Source organism: Sulfolobus acidocaldarius DSM 639, from assembly GCF_000012285.1.
GTDB classification, from domain to species: domain Archaea; phylum Thermoproteota; class Thermoprotei_A; order Sulfolobales; family Sulfolobaceae; genus Sulfolobus; species Sulfolobus acidocaldarius.
Window position 1 is genome coordinate 120671 of the sequence record NC_007181.1, and the last position, 18173, is coordinate 138843.

At 35.3% G+C, this 18173-nt stretch carries 19 protein-coding genes and 1 tRNA gene; 9 read left to right on the forward strand and 11 right to left on the reverse strand.

Annotation, left to right across the window (positions count from 1 at the left end; genetic code table 11):
- Positions 1-103: 103 nt before the first annotated feature.
- From SACI_RS11970 to cysS, 3 genes are read left to right on the forward strand one after another with little or no spacing between them, the layout of a single operon-like run.
- Positions 104-538, forward strand: coding sequence for a hypothetical protein (locus SACI_RS11970; RefSeq protein WP_011277072.1), 435 nt, complete (start codon positions 104-106; stop codon positions 536-538).
- Complete coding sequence (locus SACI_RS00720) at positions 531-1451, forward strand: bifunctional phosphoglucose/phosphomannose isomerase (RefSeq protein WP_011277073.1); 921 nt, start codon at positions 531-533, stop codon at positions 1449-1451. Before SACI_RS11970 ends, SACI_RS00720 begins: the two co-directional genes overlap by 8 nt.
- A gap of 2 nt (positions 1452-1453) precedes the next feature.
- Positions 1454-2863 (forward strand): cysteine--tRNA ligase, encoded by a 1410-nt coding sequence (cysS, locus tag SACI_RS00725; RefSeq protein WP_011277074.1) that lies wholly within the window; start codon positions 1454-1456, stop codon positions 2861-2863.
- Here cysS and SACI_RS00730 read toward each other — a convergent pair.
- The gene (locus SACI_RS00730) at positions 2844-3284 is read right to left on the reverse strand and encodes an NUDIX hydrolase (RefSeq protein ID WP_011277075.1); all 441 of its coding nucleotides are present in this window, start codon (positions 3282-3284) and stop codon (positions 2844-2846) included. The two genes, cysS and SACI_RS00730, sit on opposite strands and share 20 nt — an antisense overlap.
- Positions 3285-3338: 54 nt before the next feature.
- Between SACI_RS00730 and SACI_RS00735 the strand changes: the two genes are divergently transcribed.
- Positions 3339-4595 (forward strand): hypothetical protein, encoded by a 1257-nt coding sequence (locus tag SACI_RS00735; RefSeq protein ID WP_011277076.1) that lies wholly within the window; start codon positions 3339-3341, stop codon positions 4593-4595.
- 120 nt (positions 4596-4715) lie between these two features.
- A complete protein-coding gene (locus SACI_RS00740; RefSeq protein ID WP_011277077.1) occupies positions 4716-5987 on the forward strand; it encodes a Glu/Leu/Phe/Val family dehydrogenase in 1272 nt (423 codons plus the stop codon).
- On the opposite strand, the gene SACI_RS00745 is transcribed toward SACI_RS00740, so the two are convergent.
- The 4 genes from SACI_RS00745 to udg all read right to left on the reverse strand — a co-directional run bounded on the left by SACI_RS00745 (position 5988) and on the right by udg (position 9270).
- The gene (locus SACI_RS00745) at positions 5988-6269 is read right to left on the reverse strand and encodes a TIGR00304 family membrane protein (protein WP_011277078.1); all 282 of its coding nucleotides are present in this window, start codon (positions 6267-6269) and stop codon (positions 5988-5990) included.
- A 4-nt stretch (positions 6270-6273) separates the two neighbouring features.
- A complete protein-coding gene (locus tag SACI_RS00750) occupies positions 6274-7761 on the reverse strand; it encodes an ATP-dependent nuclease (RefSeq protein ID WP_011277079.1) in 1488 nt (495 codons plus the stop codon).
- Between the two features lie 110 nt (positions 7762-7871).
- Positions 7872-8651 carry an SDR family oxidoreductase gene (locus SACI_RS00755; protein WP_048054416.1) on the reverse strand — a complete coding sequence of 260 codons (780 nt, stop codon included), beginning with the start codon at positions 8649-8651 and terminating at the stop codon, positions 7872-7874.
- Entirely contained in the window at positions 8629-9270 is a 642-nt protein-coding gene (gene udg, locus SACI_RS00760; RefSeq protein ID WP_011277081.1) for a type-4 uracil-DNA glycosylase, read from the reverse strand. The genes SACI_RS00755 and udg overlap by 23 nt, the downstream gene beginning before the upstream one ends.
- Positions 9271-9471: 201 nt before the next feature.
- Here udg and SACI_RS00765 point away from each other — a divergent pair, with 201 nt between their 5' ends.
- Positions 9472-9780: a hypothetical protein gene (locus SACI_RS00765; RefSeq protein WP_011277082.1), complete on the forward strand. Its 309-nt coding sequence runs from the start codon at positions 9472-9474 to the stop codon at positions 9778-9780.
- A 45-nt stretch (positions 9781-9825) separates the two neighbouring features.
- On the opposite strand, the gene SACI_RS00770 is transcribed toward SACI_RS00765, so the two are convergent.
- Positions 9826-10224 (reverse strand): metal-dependent transcriptional regulator, encoded by a 399-nt coding sequence (locus SACI_RS00770; protein ID WP_011277083.1) that lies wholly within the window; start codon positions 10222-10224, stop codon positions 9826-9828.
- Positions 10225-10265: 41 nt separating this feature from the next.
- Between SACI_RS00770 and SACI_RS00775 the strand changes: the two genes are divergently transcribed.
- Positions 10266-11123 carry a dihydrodipicolinate synthase family protein gene (locus tag SACI_RS00775; RefSeq protein ID WP_011277084.1) on the forward strand — a complete coding sequence of 286 codons (858 nt, stop codon included), beginning with the start codon at positions 10266-10268 and terminating at the stop codon, positions 11121-11123.
- Positions 11124-11175: 52 nt separating this feature from the next.
- On the opposite strand, the gene SACI_RS00780 is transcribed toward SACI_RS00775, so the two are convergent.
- Together SACI_RS00780 and SACI_RS00785 are read right to left on the reverse strand one after the other, a co-directional pair.
- Positions 11176-11604, reverse strand: a complete 429-nt coding sequence (locus tag SACI_RS00780; RefSeq protein ID WP_011277085.1) for a winged helix-turn-helix domain-containing protein — start codon at positions 11602-11604, stop codon at positions 11176-11178.
- Between the two features lie 58 nt (positions 11605-11662).
- Positions 11663-14491 (reverse strand): hypothetical protein, encoded by a 2829-nt coding sequence (locus tag SACI_RS00785; protein ID WP_015385374.1) that lies wholly within the window; start codon positions 14489-14491, stop codon positions 11663-11665.
- A gap of 185 nt (positions 14492-14676) precedes the next feature.
- Here SACI_RS00785 and SACI_RS00790 point away from each other — a divergent pair, with 185 nt between their 5' ends.
- The gene (locus tag SACI_RS00790) at positions 14677-16242 is read left to right on the forward strand and encodes an aldehyde dehydrogenase family protein (RefSeq protein ID WP_011277087.1); all 1566 of its coding nucleotides are present in this window, start codon (positions 14677-14679) and stop codon (positions 16240-16242) included.
- A gap of 49 nt (positions 16243-16291) precedes the next feature.
- On the opposite strand, the gene SACI_RS00795 is transcribed toward SACI_RS00790, so the two are convergent.
- Together SACI_RS00795 and SACI_RS00800 are read right to left on the reverse strand one after the other, a co-directional pair.
- On the reverse strand, positions 16292-16933 hold the full coding sequence (locus tag SACI_RS00795) for a hypothetical protein (RefSeq protein WP_011277088.1): 642 nt from the start codon (positions 16931-16933) through the stop codon (positions 16292-16294).
- Positions 16934-17064: 131 nt separating this feature from the next.
- The gene (locus SACI_RS00800) at positions 17065-17490 is read right to left on the reverse strand and encodes a CoA-binding protein (RefSeq protein WP_011277089.1); all 426 of its coding nucleotides are present in this window, start codon (positions 17488-17490) and stop codon (positions 17065-17067) included.
- A 152-nt stretch (positions 17491-17642) separates the two neighbouring features.
- On the opposite strand from SACI_RS00800, the gene SACI_RS00805 reads away from it, so the two are divergent.
- Entirely contained in the window at positions 17643-17825 is a 183-nt protein-coding gene (locus tag SACI_RS00805; RefSeq protein ID WP_011277090.1) for a hypothetical protein, read from the forward strand.
- A 217-nt stretch (positions 17826-18042) separates the two neighbouring features.
- Here the strand turns inward: SACI_RS00805 and SACI_RS00810 are convergent.
- A tRNA-Arg gene (locus tag SACI_RS00810) sits at positions 18043-18134 on the reverse strand.
- Positions 18135-18173: the final 39 nt, after the last annotated feature.

An 18173-nucleotide genomic window follows, 5' to 3' on the forward strand; every position in this document is an offset into this window, starting at 1 on the left:
AAATTTATAATTTTCAGCAGTAGCCATCTTTAACACTTGCCTTTTCATCTAATTTATGCAATAGGTAACTCATTTATAGTAAATTTACCAAGAGATACTTGTTATGGAGAAAACAGGTTTTGAAAATTTAACGAAGAAATTGGATGAGATAAGCGAGGCAGGTCTTAGTTTTAATGAAGCTGAGTTAATAAGATTCCTTAGATCTGAGGTTAAGAAGCAGAAGGGTTTGTTAGATTCCTTTAACGAGGCATTAGATTCCCAGAGATGGGAAGAAGCTCTATCGTCGTTTTTGTTGTTTACGCAGAGAGTTAATGTGGTATTCATTTATCTGTTTCAGCCTACCCACATCTCGTTATTAACAGGAAGTAAAATATCCTCATTACTTGAGGAGTATCTCTCAGCAACATCACTTTCAATATCTATGTCCCTTCTGAAATTAAGACCACATCTCAAGAAAATTGGAGTTGAAAGCATAACGACCTCAATTTTGTCAAACCCACCATCTCTTAACTTCAGTATGGTGATAAAGGGTGAGTAATGTTTACGAGAGGTGGAAAGAGTTTTATGAAGACGCAATTTCCCGTGATATACCCGGCGTTAAAACCGCTGAAAAAATAGCTTATTTTGGTATTGGCGGAAGCGGAATACCAGGTGAAGTCCTAAAACTCCTAGACTTACCTGTGGAGTATAAGCTGTTCAGGAGTTACAAGGTAAACGTTGATTCAAAAACTACAGTTGTAGCGGTAAGTTATTCTGGTAACACTGCAGAGACACTTGCTGGGGTAAAGAGGGCTCAAGAATTAGGTGTAAAGGAGATAATAGTCATTACCTCTGGAGGTAAACTTAAGGAGATAGCTGAAAGTAAAGGATATCCTTTATTAAGCTTACCCCAAGGCTATCAGACACGATTTATTTTTCCGTATATTTTCACATATCTTGTTAGAATCCTTAACCAGAGTACAGGATCTAACTATAGAGTACAAGATTTAGTTGATGGAATACAGGACAATTTCACCATGTTGTCAGAGGTAAGTACACGAATAGCCAATAGGATCACTGGAAAGGTTCCTATATTTTATGCTTCAGATTTACTCCCTATTGCTGAAAGATTTAAACAGGAAGTAAATGAGAATGCTAAGTATCCAGCCTTTTTCTCTCAGTTACCTGAGGCTAACCATAACGAGATAGAACTTTACTCGTCACAACAGGGAAATCAGTTTATACCAATTGTTATTCCCTCTGATAAGATAGACGAGGCTACAGCTTCTCTAATAAATGCAGAGTTAATTTATCCACCTTATAAGAGTATACTGAAGAACATATCCGGCATGTTTCTGATTGCAGGACTAGCTTCAGTGAAGTTAGCTTCTCAATTGAATATAAAAGCAGAAGAGCTAAGGATAATACCTAAAATAAGAGAAAGGACACACAATTTACTTATGGGTGGTTAGTCTTGAATCCTCTGAGGCTTTACAACACTCTGGGTAGAAGAATAGAGACTTTTGAATCATTTGATCCATTAACGGTAAAAATGTATGTCTGTGGTCCTACGGTTTATGACTACGTTCATATAGGTCATGGTAGAGCATTTGTGGGTTTTGATGGTATAGTGAGATACCTTAAGTTGAGGGGCTTCAACGTAATAAGAGTTCAAAACATTACCGATATAGACGATAAAATAATTAAAAGAGCCAATGAGACAGGCAAAGATTGGAGAGAAATAGTAGATTATTACACAAAGGACTACATGGAATCACTTAAAGCTTTGAAGGTAGAAATAGATCAACATCCTAGAGTAACCAGTCACATCCAGGAAATAATTGATTTTGTTCAAAAACTAGTAGATAAAGGTCATGCTTACATAACTTCTAGTGGAAGTGTCTACTTTGATGTGGATTCCTTCCCTAGTTATGGGTTATTATCAGGGAGTAAAAAAGAGGAGTGGAATCAGGGAGAAGAAATAGTTAAGGAGAAGAAAAATCCCTATGATTTTGCTTTATGGAAGGCATGGAAGCCCGGAGAGCCCTATTGGGAATCGCCATGGGGTAAGGGTAGACCAGGCTGGCATATCGAATGCTCTACAATGTCAACTAGATATCTCGGTGAGCAGTTTGATATACACGGTGGAGGTGTGGATCTAGTCTTTCCCCACCACGAGAATGAAAGGGCACAGAGTGAGTCTCTATTAGGTAAGATATGGGTTAAATACTGGGTTCATGTAGCTTATCTCACAATAAACAAGGAGAAGATGAGTAAGTCGCTTGGAAATATAATACCACTGAATGAAGCGTTAAAGAAATGGGGTCCCAGCGTTTTAAGGTTCTGGTACCTGTCTACTAAATATAGAAATTCCATAGACTATAGTGAGCAAACCTTAGAGCAGGCTAGATCATCCCTTCAGAGACTCAAGGACGCAATGGGTATAATAAGGAGTGTAATTAAAGAAGAGCCTAAAAGTCACTCCAATGAAGAGGAAATAAGTACACAGAGAGAAATAATTAGTCTAATCGGGAAGTTTCATGAGGCCATGAGTAACGATTTTGATACTGCTACTGCTCTTTCAAATATATATGAAATTGCTAACCTAGTTTTCACAAAAATCCAATACACTAGGGATTTCATGGGGGCAATGTTAGCTTTTGACGCATTTAGACAATTTAACTATGTCTTTGGGGTTATGGACGAGGAGTTTAGCCCTAGCTATGAAACTATGTACAAGGTTATAGATTCAGTTGTTGAAATAAGAAATATACTAAGAGCTAGGAAGATGTATGATCTAAGTGATGAAATAAGATCTGTTCTAGCTAATGCAGGGATTAAGATTTTAGATGGAAAAGAAAAATCTACTTGGAGGTTTGAGTGACACTTTTTTCAACTATAAATAAGGGAGTTTTTTCTCCGTTAAAGTATCTCTCTAGCATCTCTATAGTGGTAGGGCTAACGTTCTCACGACGGAGTTCATCAAGCCCTAGGAAATCTGCACTTGTGGCATCACTTCCTGGATTCAATTCCCCGTTTAAAACTTTGCATATAAAGTCGAAAATTACGTAGTGATATCCCTCTTTTATTATTTCCACCACTGCTAGCAACTCAATAGGTTCCACGTCTAGGGCAGTTTCCTCCTTCATTTCTCTTTTTACAGCATCTACTAGAGTTTCACCGTATTCTACTTTGCCTCCTGGTATAGCCCAATTTCCCTTATTGGGTGGGTTTCTCCTTTTAACTAACAGAACCTTATTGCCTTTGAGTATTACTCCTCCTACTGCAACTAAAGGTCGTTCCATAATAAAATTAACATAGGATAAAAGTTAATATATAGTAGTTAATGTAGCTTATTGATGCGAGTATTTTCATTAGCCCTAATCGTACTATTGATCCCAATGTTAGTAACTACAGGTTTTGCTATTAATTATAACAGTTATTCGACTCAAAAGATAAGTCAACTCACAATTTATTCTCAGCTACAATATGACCTCAAACAAGTTTCAGGTAATAAAACTAATTTGTACTCAGTTAACTATAAGGTAAATGGTTATCAAGGTGCAACTGTTAATGTCAGTGTTGTTGTAAATAAGCTAAACATAACAAAGCCAAATAATGCAACACTACCAATATCTTCGGGTAATTACACTGTAAACCTACTTGATGAGCTATTAAGCCTCCATTATCCTTATTTCTTACCTTACCTAATGTTTAATCAGACATACGGGATATATCTTAAAGATGCTACTTATGTAGTATACTTCGCCGGAAACTCCACATTTAAGTTAATGAACCAGAATATATCTGCATATAAATTCTACCTACTATCAAATGCTTCCTCTAGAGCTACGCAATATATTGTATTACCTAATGGTATATTAGCAAATGCAACGTTTGCTGGTGCTAATTATACTTATGTGTTCACATTAAAGAACTATACTGATCCCATAATACTGAATATTAATTCAACGGATCTCGGTAATGGTGTTTCAAAACCGTATCTATACGTGTATAGTATATACAATCAGGCTTATCAGACTCTTACACCTGACGCATATCTTGAGGTTTATTATCCCTTCCAGATAGGTGGCTATGTGGCTGAACTATACTATTTACTTTATCCACAATCAGGAAGTGCTCTTGTTCAAAATGTGCTTTTAGGTAACAATGTTAATTTCCAGGTATATTTTAAGCCTTATAACCAAGACATAATTACATTCTTACCTAGTGTTGGAAGTAACCAAATTACGTGGAGTGGAGAAAAAGTTACTCTAGTGAACACCACCGACCTAAAACTTGTCAATGGAAGCGTTGTTAAAGCATACCTATACAAGTACAGTGATAATTTCTCCACTGTTTACGTTTACTTCTCCATGAATGGTGTTTTATTACAACAAATGAATTACTCTTACACGTATAAGACTTATATAAACGAATTGAGTTTCTTAGGTAATAACTACTATCCCTTGAACACTACATTACCTACTTTAACTAAGCCAAGTTATACTACATTACCCTATCAGGCTGTAGACTTTAACACTTTCCTGATTGGAACTATAATTTTCACTGTAGTTTTATCGATATTAATCATAGTTTTTAGACAAAAAACATGATTTTTCTTTGATTATATTGTCATTAGGCAATTTGATTTATCACTAGTTTTTACTACTGATTTTAGCACAAATTATAGCTAAATTAAAATTGTTTAGAGAGAAGAATTACTTGGATAAAATATGAATTCTTCTGCGGTAGAGGAAACTTTATCCTCTAATTTATATGTGCAACAGGTAAAGAAACTGTATAATGTTGGTAAAATTTTAGGTTTAAATGAAGATGTTTTAGATACTCTAGCTCAACCTGAAAGAGTTATTCAGGTTAAGATTGAAATAAAAGGTAAGGACGGTCAAGTAAGAACTTTTATGGGTTGGAGATCTCAGCATAACAGTGCCCTTGGTCCCTATAAGGGCGGTGTAAGGTATCATCCAAATGTTACTCAGGACGAGGTAGTTGCTTTATCTATGATGATGACTTGGAAGAATGCTCTGCTTTTGTTACCCTATGGAGGAGGAAAAGGAGGTATAAGAGTGGATCCATCAAAACTAACGCAAGATGAGCTAGAGCAACTATCACGAAGATATGTGGGTGCTTTGTACAAATACATAGGTAGTGATATTGATATTCCCGCACCTGATGTTAATACAAACCCTCAAACAATGGCTTGGTATGTAGATGAATACATTAAGATTACAGGAAGAGCGGATTATGCAGCATTTACAGGAAAACCCATCGAATTAGGAGGCTTACCCGCAAGAATTTACAGTACAGGTCTGGGTGTAGCTACAACAGCCAGACTCGCAGCTGAGAAAGTATTAGGTGGCATAGAGGGAGCTAGAGTACTAATTCAGGGCTTTGGTAACGTAGGTAGTTTCACTGCAAAGTTCTTAGAGGAAATGGGTGCTAAAATCGTTGGTATAAGCGACATAAAGGGAGGAGTGATAAACTACAACGGAATAGATGTAAAGAAAGCGCTAGAGGTTAAGGATAACACAGGAAGCGTATTTAATTATCCAGATGGTAAGAAAGTCACAAATGAGGAGTTCTTAGTAAGTGACTGTGATATCCTCATTCCAGCTGCTATAGAGAATGTAATTCACAAGTTTAATGCTCCAAAAGTAAAGGCAAAGTTGATAGTTGAAGGTGCAAATGGTCCGTTAACAGCTGACGCTGATGTAGTAATGAAGGACAGGGGAATCATGGTAGTCCCTGATATTTTAGCTAATGCAGGAGGCGTAGTTGGAAGCTATGTTGAATGGGCTAATAACAAAATGGGAGAGATAATGGATGAAGAAGAGGCAAGAAAACTAATAGTTAGCAGAATGGAGAGAGCTTTTGATTACGTATACACCAAATATAATAAGTTAGGAGATCAGGATATGAGAACTGCTGCGATGGCAATGGCAATAGAGAGAGTAGTAAATGCAATGAAAGTTAGAGGAAAATTATGATCAGACTACATAACTTAAAACTACAAATGCAATGATAAGTACAACCATTATAACACCTATTATTAATGCCATTTTCGCCATATCCTTATTACTTCCGAATACGATAGGAATTGGACCTATAAAAATAACTCCACCATATTCTGTTTTTGTCTCCTCTCTCTGATTCTCATTCCTCTCTTTTTTAGAACTCTTTATTATTCCACTAACAATTCCTACAATAACGAGTACTAAACCTACGAATATTATTGTTAATCCTATAGCAGAGAGGATATCAGTGCTCATATTATTATATAGTTTCTTCGAAAGATTTAATTTTATTTGCCAAAATCTCCATCTCTTTAGGCATTTCAGCCCCGTCTTCAGTTGTCACTAGTTCTCCTATACTTCCCCTGAACTTATCATAATCAATACCTCTCTTTTTGAACACATTCACTAACCATCTGTATGTTTCCTCTTTCGTTAAATCCCTTAACTCTTTCTCATCAGGATATATTCCAAAGTTCTTAATGACTTCTATTAATTTTGCCTTGGTATAGTAGTTTTCAACTTCCCTGTTTAGAGGGACACAGAATTCCCTAAGGTGATTATCAATTTTCTCACATAATCCTAAGAATATTACATTTAAGTCCAATGCGTTCTTTAATGAGAGCCATAATTGCAACTCAATATCGTTAGATGCTTTAAATATAGTAATTCCAAGTTCCTGTCTATTTAATCCAATCTTCTTTAACCAGTTTTCTATAACAGGAGGTTCAACTAGATCACTTGCCAATATTATTATTCTATTAAATAATACGTCACTTATGTTAGCCTTTAGCAGCCCAAGAACTTTCTTTAATCTCTCTTCGGGTCTAACTGAAATAGCTGAGGAGACTCCATTTTTCTTTCTCATTATAACATAACTGTCAACTGAAGAGCTAACAATATACGGAGAATGCGTTGTAACGAACACCTGAAATACATCGTTATTAGTCCACTCCTTAATCAATCTCATGATTTTTGACTGCAGAGTGGGGTACATATTCACCTCAGGCTCTTCCAGTAAAAGAACTTTGCTACCACTTAACCATAGAATAAATAACATTAAGATTACTCTTTGAAACCCACTGGCAGCTAGGTCAATATATATTGGTAAGTTCTGTATGTTTAATACTAGTTTTCCTCCGTCCCAGAACTCTAAACCTTTAATCTCCGGTATAGTGTTGCTGACGAGGTTTACAAAATCATACCATTTCCTCTTCATATTTATAGGGCTTCTATTCATGTCTATCATTCTCTTCATAGTAGAGTCAAAGTAATATTGATCGAATATTGGCACATACTCTACAGCCTGAGATGCAAAGGAAAATAATTGTTTAACAATTTCTAAATCATCTTTTGTAGGTGTTCCACCATTTATACTCAGAGATTCTAGTGACCACTCAATGAACTTATTATTGTATTGTAGTGTATTTACTACTTCAACCCTGATTTTTCCGTTTCTACCCGTGTTCCTAAAAACCTCTTGTTCATTAAATTCTATTACACCGCCGATTTTAATTAGTTTTGAAACATCGTAATCTCTCCACAGAAGCATGTATTCTCCATTCCTATCTTCAATGTTTCTCTTTTCTAGTCCTGCCCCTAAATTCTTTATAAATAGATATATGGCGGTGAGGAGGTTCGTCTTTCCGTAGCCATTATAACCAACTATTATATTTAGACCTCCTAGACCTGTTAATTTGACTGAGGATATGCTTCTGAAGTTATTCACGTAAAACTCAATAAGCTTCATACTACACTCTCAATCATAATTAAGACTATCAGAGATATAATTGTTAAGTAGTACAAAGAAAGAAGTTTCTCTTCATAAGAAAAAAGGGGGTATTATTAGCCTTAATGATTTTAAAGCGTAGCTCTAATAGCTCCACCATCAACTGGTATTAAAACACCATTTACATAAGTTGCTAGACTTGAAGCCAGAAATATTATAACATTAGCAACTTCCTCCGGGGTTCCAAATCTCCTGAGTGGAATATCTCTTGTCACTTCATCAATAACCTGCTCCTCAGTCTTATTCTCGTTCTTTGCCCTATTCTTAACAACTTCTTTTAACCTATCTGTTAACGTCCAACCCTGCATTATTCCGTTCACTAAAATACCTTTAGGTCCTAGTTCCCTTGAGGCTACTTTTATTAGACCTGCCAAGGACAGTCTTACCACATTAGATAAATCCAGATTATCCATTGGTTGTTTTAAGGTGAATGAGGTAGCTAATATAATTCTTCCATCCTTTTCCATTCTTTTACCTGCTTCTCTTACTGCAACTACTGCACTCATTAACAGTAAGTTAAATGCATTTCTCCAATCCTCATCTGTTAAAGTCATTAGATCTCCTGGCTTTGGACTACCAGTATTATATACGAATATATCTAGTCCGTTTAGCATCTTATAGCCTTCATCTATGAGCTTTGCAACATCATCAGCCTTGGTTAAATCTGCCGTAACATAATGAACCTTACCAATAGTCTTTAATTTTTCATATGCTAAAATGAGGTTCTTTTCATCATGTGAAGATATGATTACCTCTGCACCCTCTTCAACAAACCTCTTTGCTGTAGCGAACCCTATTCCCTTGCTAGAGGCTGTTACAATTACTTTTTTACCTTTTATTCCTAGATCTATCTTCTCCACCTAAGAAGAATTCAATCGTATATCTTTTTGAATCTTTCGAAACGTTTATAAGTTTCCTTATCATCTTAAAGTCCTCCTCAAGTACGCTCCTTAGATTTGGGTTATATAATGCAGCAGCAGGATGATAAGTTGGAAATATATTTATTACGTGATCATCAATTTTCCATTCATATACTTTCCCCCTACTTTTAGTTATGGAATGGAATTCAATATTAGCCTTTGAGAGAATATAAGAAGTTGAATGTCTACCTAGTGTGACAATTACTTGGGGTTTTATTAATCTAATTTGGAGATCAAGGTATGATGAACAAGCGGTGATCTCGTCTTCTTCAGGATCCCTATTATTTGGTGGTCTGCATTTGACAACGTTTGTTATGAAAACTTCATCTCTTTTGATACCCAACGTGTCTTCTATCAATTTAGTGAGTAGTTTTCCAGCTGAACCGACAAAAGGTCTTCCCTCTTCATCTTCTGTTTCCCCTGGAGCTTCTCCAATGAACATAACTTTAGCCTTAGGATTCCCTTCACCAGGAACAGCGTTCCTTCTGTCCATCCAGAGTTTACACTTTCTACAAACTTTGATTTCGTTAGCTATCTCGTCTAACTCCATATATACATATTTTTACAAAAAGATCATATATCAGGTTATCGACCCTTCTTCATTGCTCAGCCTATGTCGACGTCATCATAACTGTACCCCACCCGGCTGAGAATCCTCATTGACATAAGTTAATATACTCAGATTCCGGAGGAGGGTGGGGAATTGCTGTTCTAGGTAGATATTTATATTTAGCTTGAATATATCATTTTTGTGTCAATAGACAAAGATTTTCTTTTAATTCAGGATATGATTTTGGCTAAAACCTCAATAGAAAAGGCATTACTTCATGTAAACTCTAGAAATGAAAAAACAGTCTACTCATGGGTTCAGAGGGAATTGAGCGGTTTCTTTAGGAAATACTCCAAGAATAAGGACTTAGCTAACGACATCATTAAAATACAAGAGTGTATAAGTAAAGAGGATTATATTTGCTTAAAACAACAATTACTCTCAACAAAGAAAAAAATAGAGGATCAGATTGATTTACTCTATAAGAGTATGTACAGAAGGGCATCTTAATAATTCTCATTTCTATACTTATTGTGATAAATAAGACTTAGCTGGTTAATATGAAGGTATTGTCTCACCGTGTGGGCACTTGCCCGGTTTTCCTAAATACTCATAAAGTTTATCAATAATTTCCTTTGGAACAGCGAAGTCAAACTCCCTGGTAAACTGGCACGCCTCATCTTTGGAAAAACCCATTTCTACCAATAAATACTCTAATATCCTGTGAGCCCTAACTAGTTCCTCAATAGCTTTAATCCCTGTCTCTGTAATAGAGATTCCCTCCTTTTTCTTCTCTATGAACCCCTTCTTTTCAAGGTGCTGAAGCTCTTCAAAGGCGCTTGCAGGAGAGATTTTTAAATCTCTAGCTATCCAGCTTAATTTGGCTTGTTTACCCTGATCGTTATATTTCCTGACAGCTACTAGATATATTAATTCACGCCTAGAAAGCTTCACAAATCTTAATATATAATCGAACTATTTAAGTATGTGTAAATATGGAAGGAGTAGTACCCGCAATAGTCACCCCCTTTAAGGAAAATGAAGATATTGATTTCGAATCTCTAAATTTATTTTTAAATTTTCTTGAGAGAAATGGAGTTAAATGGATATTTGCTTTAGGTAGTACTGGAGAATTTAATATGCTGAGCTTGAGTGAGAAGCAAGAGTTTATAAGAAAACTGAGAGAGATAACAAAACTCAAAATAGTAATCAATGTCTCTGAAAATTCTCTTAAGAACACACTCTCATTAGGTAAGCTAGCTTTTGATGTGGGCATGGAAGGAATTGCACTTATTCCTCCAATATATCATAAGCCTTCAGAAAGTGGGCTAATTAGCTATTTTGAGGAGATGTCGAAATTAGATCTTCCATTATATGTTTACGCATATCCTGACAAGGTTCCCATAACATATGAGACAATAAGTAAGTTGGTAAAACAAGATATTATAGATGGAATTAAGTTGACCACTGATAACTTACCTTTATTCAAGAAGTATTTGGGTCTAAAGGAAATTAAGAATGACCTGAAAATCCTGATAGGGAGCGATACTTTATTTGTATACTCACTAATTGAGGGTGGTAATGGATGCATATCGGCAGTAGCTAACGTTGCCCCAGAGTTAATGATGAGGGCATATCAGGGAGTAAGGGAAGGCAAGTTAAATGAGAGTTTAGAGATTCAAGGGATGATATCAAAGATAAGCGACGCAATAATGAGCGGAGATTTTCCCTCAGGTGTTAAAGTAGCCCTGAGGTATAGAGGGGTAAGTGTAGGAAGTGTAAGGAGACCCTTAAAGGAGAGTATTGAGGTGAATGCTCGTATATATTCAGTTCTGAAAGAGCTCGGAATGTGATGATGGGTCGATGTTACTGATTAGTTGATGAGATTATCTCCGGCTGAGAATCTTACTCCTCATCTAACTGTATTCTTGTAAATCTCATGTGTCTTTTAATTGCATCTACAACGAAAACTATTCCGCCAATAAGCACTACTATGGCTGAAAATACTTCTAATGCAAGCTCATGTGAGGAAATGAGAAATATTATGATGAAAAATGAGGTAAGGAAGAAAGAGGCAAAGAATACACTTTTAGGTAAGATATTGTTAAAAAGCAACATATAATCGTCATCAAGAATTACTTTTCTAGGCACTATCTTTCCTTCCAATGTTTCCTCGACTAAACCAGCAGCAACGAGTTTTTTCACATGATATCTTACAGCACTTGTTGAGGAGAAACCTAGATCCTCTTGTATTTGCCGTATTGTAACACCGTTCTTACTCTTCAGCACATAATAGTAGACTCTCTTTGTAGGTAATGATAATGAAAGCTCCATGCTGACTCATTATCTATTTTTTGTCAAATAAATCTTTCTGAGAAAATTTTCATGGTAGTTAGTAACCTCTATAACCTAACACATGCCACATACCTATTAATGTCACTAATAAAACTAGAACTTTATTCGTATTATTTATATATTTAGAGATGAGAGTTAGCATAACTGAATTGTAGTAATTTCTATCTATTTCTTCTCCTTTGAGGAGACTATATAAATCAGTAAAGAGATTATATTGTATAAGGTCATTTTTATCTATTTGATAAACTAAAAGTTCTATTAAAGGTAGAGCATTTTTGTTACCCATTAGAAAGAGAGTAGAGTAAAATACTAATAGGTCGGAAATAGTCTCTACTTTCGTAAGTATCTTCACTTTATTGTCTATTATCATTTTTGATAAAGTAATTGCAGTGGCAATACTACTTTTAGCTTTATCATCTCTTATTTTGTGAACAATTGAGGATAATTCAGTTATTCCCTGTAAGGCAAGCCTAGCTTCATATTTTTCATTATTGGCTAGGCTTTTAAGTATCTGGAGTTGATACAATTTTAATAGATCCATATAGTCTTCATCTGTGGCAGTAGAACTCTTTATTCTCTTGAGTATTATTTCCCCCCAAGGTAGAATTAGTTTCTCAGCCAACTCAATTGTTCCCTTAACCGACTCGTCATTGGGATGGGTTAACAACAATGTATATCCAATTATGGCGTCAGCTCTCCTTTTTAAGTAATCCATAAAATCCTCGATTTTATCAAATTGATAATGTGAAAAAAGGTATGAGACGACTTCCTTAAACTCCTTTAGGTCTAGTTGTGTATTCTTTGGTTTTGTGTAATTTTTTCTAAACTTATCATAGAGCGTTACGACCTTATTAAGCTCCTTATTTCTTACGTTATAGTCAATTAATAGAGAGTAAATCAGAGTTGAAAGTAAAGGGTCCTTCACATCGATCTTATCTATCATATCTGTTTTGTAGTAAAGTAATGATAATGGTATTTGAGAGAAGGGGGTGACAGCTAGTAAATCCTCCAATATTTTTTCTATACTAGTTGGTGTAAATTCTTTAAGAAGATTGTAAATTATTATCGAAAGCAGATTTGCTAATCTCTTGTCTCTTCCTACTCTGTTGAAGCTAGAAATAACATCGCTTAATAAATCGCTAATCACTGTTCTATCTTTCAATTTAAGTATTTCTTCATATGCCCATGAAATACACTCTCTGTTTTCACTCTTCCTTAGTAAAACCAGAATACTAATGATATTTTCTATTGGATCTACATCTCTCTTTAGTTCCATACAGTCGATATTTCTTGTTGAAGATACTACGTCGACTAACTCATTGAATATTTTTCTTATTGCTAATTTTGATGGCTTATACAATTTTCCGGCTGACAAAAGTAGTTTATTTAATTCACTATTTACTAGTACATGATTTTCGTTCACTTCTGTAAAATATAGTCTAAGTAAGTCTATTGCAGTTTCAGAGTCTTCTTTTACTTTAGTTAATAGATAGGAAGATAATCCATCAATAATTTTGTCTAAATCTACCTTATGCTGGCTTTCCTTTACGTAATCATCGTCAAAATACGTCTTTATATCTTCATTTACATTAGAAAACCACTCGACTATTATGTCTTTATCTTCTTCACCTACTCTTCTTCCGTTTTTAGTAAGTGTGAATAAACCAAGTTTATATGGTATAGGAGTCCCATATTCCTCTGCAAGCTTAACTAACGGAATATACCATATGGCTTTATTTGGATCTGCATCAAGAATCACGTTGTAAAAGTAGTTGAATATATTTCTTTCATAATCTTTCAATAAATCATTATAATTTGGTGAAGAGAGGAAATGGTCTAATATTTCTATTACTTGTCCCCTAGGTTTTAAGGTATAGTAAATGTCCTTAGTTAGAACTATTATCTTTCTAAAATTTGATCCGTCATTAATATCATCTTGAATTTTCTTAATAAAAGCGAAATTTCCTTCTAAGTCATGATAATCTATTAACTTGACATCACCAAATCCTATCTCCTTAAGCCTCTTCATTATCAAAGTGCTTAAGGTGCTCTTTCCACTTCTTACGGGTCCTAATATTATTAAGTCCTTGCCTTGAGTTACTGTCCTAACCCCATAATTAGTTAAATCAACGAATTCAGGAAAAGTTAGAGGAGATATTATTTGATCGTTATCAATTTCCTCTCCTGCTACATTATCTATTTCCCCTAGCTCGTATTTGGAAGAACCTGGTAAAAGTCCTAAACTGGAGTCTAACAAGTAAAATATTATTTTTTTATAAGATTCTGGTAGAAGTTCCCAGTCTCTCTTTAAATTATTTCCTTTATAATGTTTTTTTAATACCTCTAAGGGTTTTCCTGATTCTCTGCCCACATACATGATTCGTTTAAAACGATTTGTTAGCCTTATGGACTCATCTAACTTTCCCTCTGTGTATAATTTTAAACCTTCCCTTACTAAAAGGGGAATATAGGAAAAGTAATTGTCCAACACGAAACATGAATAATCGAGTATTTTAGCCATTTCATTTCCATTAACTCCTTTTGACTTCAGATAGGCTATTGCCTTGTAATAGGGATAAGTTAGTGCATATCCTCTCACGACAAGAGAACTTTCACCCAACTTGATATTCCCTTTCACTAGATCAACAACATAAAAATTTCCTATCACGTGAACCTTTGCTTCATTTTCTTTTTTTGCCTTCTTTAAAGTTTCCCTAAGGGCAAGAAACTCTTTCAAGTCATTAAATTCATCAGGTAATTCGATCAAGTTAAACTTTCTCGCTATATTGGATTTGTTGAAGAGTGGAGGGACTCGAATATAGATTGGTCTCTTCTTAATTCCTGTGAGTGACGTAATAATCTTCATTATACTGACATACTTTGATAAAAATAGTATATAACGATTAGCCAAAAATCTTGTGTTATCAATGCTAGTACTTTACCAGGATAGTTCAATATAAGCGTGAATTCTAATTTTGTCTTTTTTATTACTATATCTTTAAAGAACTATATCCGCTAAAATATAAATATAGACCGTCATATATATTAATCATGGCATTTGTAAACGAGAGAACGTATCAGAAGTACTTAGAAGAAGGGAGAGAAGAGGAATTTCACAAGGAATTCGACAAGGCTGTAAATGAATTATCATCGGGAATAGGAAAGGAATATCCATTAATTATAGGTAAAAGGGAGATAAGGACTAATGAAAAAATAATTGTCACGGTCTCCTTTAATTCTGATTTAAGGTTAGGAATATTCCAGAAAGCAACTGAGAATGAGCTTAACGAAGCCATAGAAACTGCAGAAAATGCCTATAAGGAGTGGCAATATTCAGACTGGAAAGACAGGGTAGAGATTGCTATGAGAGCTGCTGAGTTAATGGCAAGACACAAATTCGCTCTGGCAGCCACAATTACCTTTGAAAATGGTAAAAATAGGTATGAAGCCATGGCTGAAGTCGACGAGACAATAGATTATCTTAGGTACTACGCCTATTTGTTAGAGGAGAATAGGGGATATATCAGGGAAATGGAGTCAAGAATTTACAAGAACGAGAAAGGATATAGCGTAATGAGACCTTATGGTACATGGTTTGTAGTCTCACCGTTTAATTTTCCTTTAGCAATAACTGCTACCATGACTTTAGGCTCAGTGTTGACTGGTAATACAGCTATTGTAAAGCCTTCGTCAGATACACCGTTATCAGCCTACAACCTAATACAGATTCTGAGAAGAGCAGGGTTACCTGATGGTGTGGTAAATTATTTGACTGGGAAAGGAAGCGAAATCGTTACTCCAGCTCTAAAGAGCAAGAGAATAGCTGGTCTAGCTTTCACAGGATCAAAGGATGTTGGGCATAAACTCGCAAAGGATTTTCTTGATGTAGACACTAGACCTATAGTCATGGAGCTAGGTGGTAAGAATGCTGTCATAGTTACCGATAAGGCAAATATAGACAAGGCTGTGGAAGGCGTATTTAGAGGTGCGTTTGGTTTTGGAGGGCAAAAGTGTAGTGCGAGCTCAAGAATTTATGTTGAAACTAATGTTTATGATACGTTTCTGAACAAGTTAGTGAATAGGACCAAAGAGGCGATTATAGGAGACCCTACAAAGAAGGAGACATTTCTCGGTCCATTAATAAATTCTGATGCGGTATCAAAGTATGTTAAGTTTGTAGAGGAAGCTAAGAAGGGAGGGGGAGAGATTCTGTACGGTGGAGAAGTTATAGATGTGAAGAGACGGTTGGTTAAACCAACCATAGTATCCAATTTACCTCTATCTCATTGGTTATGGAAGACTGAGTTATTTGTACCTATAATTCTAGTTACTAAAATCGGTAGTCTTGAGGAAGGGGTTAAATTAGCAAATGATGTTGAATATGGATTAACTGCCGGAATATTCTCAGAGGATCAGAAAGAGATAGAATATTTCTTTAACAAGATTGAAGCTGGTGTAGTCTATGCAAATAGAATGGTAGGAGCTACTACTGGAGCAATGCCAGGAGTACAGCCATTTGGAGGCTGGAAACATTCAGGATGGACAGGTAAAAATGCTGGAGGACCTTACTATTTACTTTCCTTCATGAGGGAACAAGCAAGGACAATGTATACATAACTTATTTCGATTCAAGTAATATGGGAATATTCTTTTTCCTATCTTCTTTTTAACCTTTAGGTGTTATAATGAGTGTTATGTATTGTACTTGGTAGTTATATACGTCGTAGACAGGGAGTAGAATAATAGTTACGGGCTTTACGTTAAGTATTTTAAGAGTTACGTTGTAGATTTGTATGTCTCCCTTCATGCCTAAATACTGGTCATGGACCACTTCTACCCATCCTGTCATATTATATGTATATATTAATGTATTGTTGTTTGAGCACTGGCAGTATAAGTAGAAATAAGTGACAGAATCGGGGTGTGCGACTATAAGATTAGGATATGTGTAGAAAAGTAAACTAGAGTTTAAGGGACTCATATTATTTACTTCATTTTGGTTAGTGAGCCCAAGATATAGGCTGGAGTTCAGCTTTTGTAAAATACTACTATTCGCAATTAGACCCAGCAAACTTAGTGTGTTACTAGTGTTAATCTTAGTGTTGTTCAATTGAATTATATAGGGTCTAACCACATTAGGCTTCTCCGCAGTTTGTGTCTGCGTTATATTTTGACTTTTATCGGTAGTCGTATAGTAGGTTGTAGGCTGAAATTTAAATTCTGATGGTGTAGTTATGTATATAACTAGAGCTGCAATTGATATGGAAAGTATTATACCTATAGCAGCTGCAATAACTGATACATTCACGAGTGTTCATATATTGAAATACTTTAAATATCTAATCCAAACTTTTCCGTATCTAATTCTAAACTCAAGAATGTTAATAATTGATTTTACATGAAAGTTCGAAAAAATAATAAATCAAATAAAATTTGATTTTAGCTACCTATTTTCTTGACATATTCTTTATACATACATCTGTCCTGAATAACTACTAAACCTGCTTTCCTAGCCTTCTCAGCTGCTTCATCATGTCTAATCCCTTCTTGCAGCCATATCACTTTAACATCTCCTTTCATCTTCACTCTCTCCAACACTTCATCAACTATTTTTGGGACCTCACTTGAAGGTCTAAATACTTCAACCACTTCTATTTTCTCTGGTATATCGAGAATTGATTTGTAGCTTTTTCTTCCGAGTATCTCATTAACTGTAGGGTTTACGGGAATTACGTTATATCCTTTACTTATTAAGAATCTGGGAACTTCATGAGCGGGCTTTGACGGATCCTTGGAAAATCCTATAGTTGCAATATTTTTATATTTCCTTAATACTTCTTCTATTACTTTCTCCTCGTCTACCATAGCATATTATTAATTTCTGAGTTAAAAATAATTTTGGTGAAGTACGTTTCCTTTTATTATAAAATTAAAGTAAAAGTAGATAGATGATTTTAAAATGGTAAAATTTAAAAAGTTTGAGATTTAAGTAAATTCTTAAGAGGGGAATAAAAATAATGGATAAACTTGTTAAAGCGTCAGTATCTATAATAGTTGTATTACTAGGTGTATTCGTTTTCGTAAGTGGATTATTGGGTATTGTAAGGATAGCATCACCAGAGTTTCCTCCTTATTTAGGAATGCTATTAATGACAGTTGGGTCAATTAGCACCGCCTGTATACTCACGGAAAGAAAATAAGTTTTACATCGAGGATATTTTTCAATCCTTACCATAAAACTTTGACCATCTCAAACTCATGTGGGGCGTTATTTTAGTTTGATTAATTTTTTATGACTAGAGGAATATAGTTAAAGTTCTAGTTCACTCCTTCTTTAATTTTATTAGTGATCGACATGTATCTTAAAATCTTTACATCCGCAAGGTAAAAACATAAAAGGTAATATGGTGGGTACAGCGGACCCGCCGGGATTTGAACCCGGGACCACCGGCTAACCTCTCAGCGCCGACTAGAAGGCCGGCGCTCTGTCCTGGCTGAGCTACGGGTCCAATTACCAGAATTCATTTCCTAGATATGATTAAAATATT

Bases quoted from the DNA above. Each gene is read 5' to 3' on its own strand.
- SACI_RS00730 (WP_011277075.1), bottom strand. From the start codon at position 3,284: ATGGAACGACCTTTAGTTGCAGTAGGAGGAGTAATACTCAAAGGCAAT.
- udg (WP_011277081.1), bottom strand. From the start codon at position 9,270: ATGGAGTTAGACGAGATAGCTAACGAAATCAAAGTTTGTAGAAAGTGT.
- SACI_RS00790 (WP_011277087.1), top strand. From the start codon at position 14,677: ATGGCATTTGTAAACGAGAGAACGTATCAGAAGTACTTAGAAGAAGGG.
- SACI_RS00745 (WP_011277078.1), bottom strand. From the start codon at position 6,269: ATGAGCACTGATATCCTCTCTGCTATAGGATTAACAATAATATTCGTA.
- SACI_RS00780 (WP_011277085.1), bottom strand. From the start codon at position 11,604: ATGGAGCTTTCATTATCATTACCTACAAAGAGAGTCTACTATTATGTG.
- SACI_RS00740 (WP_011277077.1), top strand. From the start codon at position 4,716: ATGAATTCTTCTGCGGTAGAGGAAACTTTATCCTCTAATTTATATGTG.
- SACI_RS00750 (WP_011277079.1), bottom strand. From the start codon at position 7,761: ATGAAGCTTATTGAGTTTTACGTGAATAACTTCAGAAGCATATCCTCA.
- SACI_RS00735 (WP_011277076.1), top strand. From the start codon at position 3,339: ATGCGAGTATTTTCATTAGCCCTAATCGTACTATTGATCCCAATGTTA.
- SACI_RS00800 (WP_011277089.1), bottom strand. From the start codon at position 17,490: ATGGTAGACGAGGAGAAAGTAATAGAAGAAGTATTAAGGAAATATAAA.
- SACI_RS00785 (WP_015385374.1), bottom strand. From the start codon at position 14,491: ATGAAGATTATTACGTCACTCACAGGAATTAAGAAGAGACCAATCTAT.
- SACI_RS00775 (WP_011277084.1), top strand. From the start codon at position 10,266: ATGGAAGGAGTAGTACCCGCAATAGTCACCCCCTTTAAGGAAAATGAA.
- SACI_RS00805 (WP_011277090.1), top strand. From the start codon at position 17,643: ATGGATAAACTTGTTAAAGCGTCAGTATCTATAATAGTTGTATTACTA.
- SACI_RS11970 (WP_011277072.1), top strand. From the start codon at position 104: ATGGAGAAAACAGGTTTTGAAAATTTAACGAAGAAATTGGATGAGATA.